This is a genomic window from Pseudonocardia pini, from assembly GCF_013870575.1.
In the GTDB taxonomy this organism is placed as follows: domain Bacteria; phylum Actinomycetota; class Actinomycetes; order Mycobacteriales; family Pseudonocardiaceae; genus Pseudonocardia; species Pseudonocardia pini.
The window spans coordinates 1-3,202 of the sequence record NZ_JACBXB010000664.1 but is presented as its reverse complement, the minus strand read 5'-3'; the positions used below and the strand labels follow the sequence as shown (position 1 = coordinate 3,202).

Here is a 3,202-nt window from a genome sequence, read left to right as displayed (position 1 = left end):
GGGGCGCTGCAGCCCGCGAGCGCGGTCAGGAGCAGTGCGGTGACGAGGACCCGGACCTTCATCGGGTCCCGGTCCCGCCCGTCGCCACGCCGCCGAGCGGGAACACCGCGACCTGTCGGCCCTCGGTGCCGAAGGAGTCCTCGCAGGCGATGCCGTCGCCGTCCGCGTCGAGACGCTCGGGATCGGAGGGGTCGGCGCTCAGGACGGCCTGGGCCTCGGCCTGGGTGGGGAAGTCGGGGCAGTCGCGGTCGGTGGTGCCGGGGGTGATCCAGACGAGGGGCTGCGCGGAGCCGTCGGTGCCGCTGCTCCCGCTGCCGCTGTTCCCGCCCTGGTACCCGGTGCCGTGGTCGGTCCAGCCGTCGTCGTCGGAGTGCGGGGCGTCGGAGTGCGGGTCGTCGTGGTGGCCCTCGTCGTCGCCCGGGTGGCCGCCCTGGTCGTCCTCCTCGTCCTCGTGATGGACGGGCGGGGTGGTGGTGGGTGGGGTCGTGGGCCTGGTCGGCTCGGTGGTCGGCTCCTCGGCGGGCTCCTCGGGGGTGGTGCTGCCGCCCGTAGGCGCGCCCGGCCGGGACTCGCAGGGGATGCCGTCCTCGTCGTCGTCCATGACGGCGGGCCTGCCCTGGGCCTTCCAGTAGGCGTCGGCCTCGGCCCAGGTGGCGAACGTGTCGCAGTTGCGGATGTCGTCGGCGAAGGCGGGGGAGGTCATCCCCACCAGCAGCGCGACGGAGGTTGCGGAGGCCAGCGCGGCGGCGCGGATCAGCGGCCGGGCGGGGGCGCGGTGGGGCATCGAGGTCCAATCGGTCGGGCACGACCACCGCCGGTGGTGGCCGTGCCTGGCCTATCGGCCCCCTTACCTCCGCATTACCGCACCTCATCCGTCTTGGGTACGCAGCGCCCGCTACTCCTTCCGGAGTACGGGCCGGAGGGCGTCGAGGACGTCGGCGTTCTCGATGGTGGAGGGGACGGGTTCGTCGGTTCCGTCGGCGATGCCGCGCATGGTCTTGCGCAGGATCTTCCCGGAGCGGGTCTTGGGCAGGGCGCCGACGACGGCGATCTCCTTCAGCGACGCCACCGCGCCCACCTGGTCGCGCACCATCGCCACCAGCTCGGCCCGCAGCTGCTCCGGGTCCGGGTCGGCGCCGGCTTTCAGGACCACGAACCCGCGGGGGACCTGGCCCTTCATCTGGTCGGCCACCCCGATCACCGCGCACTCGGCGACCGCGGGGTGCGAGGCCAGGACCTCTTCCATGCCGCCGGTCGAGAGGCGGTGTCCGGCGACGTTGATGACGTCGTCGGTGCGGCCCATGACGAACACGTAGCCGTCGTCGTCGATGCGGCCGCCGTCGCCGGTGAGGTAGTAGCCGTCGAAGGCCGACATGTACGAGGAGACGAACCGCTCGTCGTCGTTCCACAGGGTGGGGAACGCGCCGGGTGGCAGCGGGAGCTTGACCACGATCGCCCCGTCCTCCCCGGCCGGGACCGGTGTGCCGTCGGTGTCGAGGACCTGGACGTCCCAGCCCGGCAGCGGCTTCGTCGGCGAGCCGGGCTTGATCGGCAACAGCTCGATGCCGGCGGGGTCGGCGACGATGGGCCAGCCGGTCTCGGTCTGCCACCAGTGGTCGATCACCGGGATGTCGAGCAGCTCGGAGGCCCACCGGTAGGTCTCCGGATCCAGGCGTTCACCGGCGAGGAACAGGTACTTCAGGGCCGACAGGTCGTACTTGCGGGCGAAGGAGCCGTCGGGGTCCTCCTTCTTCAACGCCCGGAACGCCGTGGGCGCGGTGAACATCGACCGCACCCCGTACTCGCTCATGACCCGCCAGAACTGCCCGGCGTCCGGCGTGCCGACGGGTTTGCCCTCGTAGAGCACCGTGGTCGCCCCGGCCAGCAGCGGGGCGTAGACGATGTAGGAGTGCCCGACGACCCAGCCGACGTCGGAGGCGGTGAAGATCGTCTGTCCGGGCCCGACGTCGTAGACGTTGGGCATGGTCCAGGCCAGCGCGGTGGCGTAGCCGCCGCCGTCGCGCACCACGCCCTTGGGTTTCCCGGTCGTGCCGGAGGTGTAGAGGACGTACAGCGGGTCGGTCGCCTTGACCGGCACCGGATCGGCAGGCGACGCCTGGGAGACGGCGTCGGCCCAGTCGAGGTCGTCGGGTCCCAACTGGGCGGGAGCCTGCGGGCGTTGCAGGACGACCCGCTTGCCCGGCTTGTGGGTGGCGAGCTCGATGGCCTTGTCCAGCAGGGGTTTGTACTCGATGACCCGCTTGCCCTCGATCCCGCACGAGGCGGAGACGATGACGGTGGGGGCGGCGTCGTCGATGCGGACGGCGAGCTCCTTGGCGGCGAACCCGCCGAAGACCACCGAGTGCACCGCGCCGAGCCGGGCACAGGCCAGCATGGCGATCGCGGCCTCGGGGACCATCGGCATGTACACCACGACCCGGTCCCCGACACCCACGCCGAGACCGCGCAGGACCCCCGCGAACAGCGCCACCTCTTCGGTCAGCTCGCCGTAGGTGTAGGTGCGCTTGGTGTCGGTGACCGGGGAGTCGTACACCAGCGCCGCCTGATCGCCCCGACCTGCGGCGACGTGCCGGTCCAGGGCGTTGTGGGCCACGTTGAGCTCGCCGTCGGGGAACCAGCGGTAGAAGGGCGGGTTCGACTCGTCGAGAGCCTTCGTCGGCGCGCGGTGCCACTCCAGCGCCTGCGCCTGCTGCAGCCAGAACCCCTCCCGGTCCTCCACCGCGGCCCGGAAAACGTCCTCGTACGCGCCCACATCGGCTCCTGACCTCGACGTCTGTGCACCGCGACCCTAGTACGCGAGCGAGTCACGAGAAGTAGTCGATGTTCTACGTAACGTCACCACTCGGATGGCCGATAGGCGGATGGGCGCGCGGAATCGTTCGTCCGGGTGAACGGGTCATCCCTCGATCGGGGGACAGGCGAAGGGGTGGGCATGCGGGGTCGCGGGCTGGTGTCATGCCTGGTCGGGGCTGCGGTGGTGCTGGGGGTGACGGTGGCGGTGCTGCCCTCGGGCGCGCCCGCCACGGCCGCGACCGCCACGGACGGGGACGGCTGCGGTCCGGCGTGGGTGGGTGCCTGGCGTACCAGCCCGCAGCCCGGACCCGGCGCCGACCTGGCCGGTCGCACGTTGCGCATGGTGGTCACGCCCCAGACGACGGGCACCGAGATCCGGGTCCGCGTG

The 3,202-nt window shown here is 72.0% G+C and carries 3 protein-coding genes; 1 reads left to right on the top strand and 2 read right to left on the bottom strand.

Going from position 1 to position 3,202, the window contains the following annotated elements; translation table 11 throughout:
- Positions 1-58 precede the first annotated feature (58 nt).
- Together H5J29_RS36360 and H5J29_RS26795 are read right to left on the bottom strand one after the other, a co-directional pair.
- Positions 59-784, bottom strand: coding sequence for an excalibur calcium-binding domain-containing protein (locus H5J29_RS36360; protein WP_181783781.1), 726 nt, complete (start codon positions 782-784; stop codon positions 59-61).
- A 111-nt stretch (positions 785-895) separates the two neighbouring features.
- Positions 896-2,773, bottom strand: coding sequence for an acetate--CoA ligase (locus tag H5J29_RS26795; protein ID WP_181783780.1), 1,878 nt, complete (start codon positions 2,771-2,773; stop codon positions 896-898).
- A 180-nt stretch (positions 2,774-2,953) separates the two neighbouring features.
- Here H5J29_RS26795 and H5J29_RS26790 point away from each other — a divergent pair.
- Positions 2,954-3,202, top strand: a 249-nt coding sequence (locus tag H5J29_RS26790) for a hypothetical protein (protein ID WP_246394328.1), incomplete at its 3' end; no start/stop codon positions are given.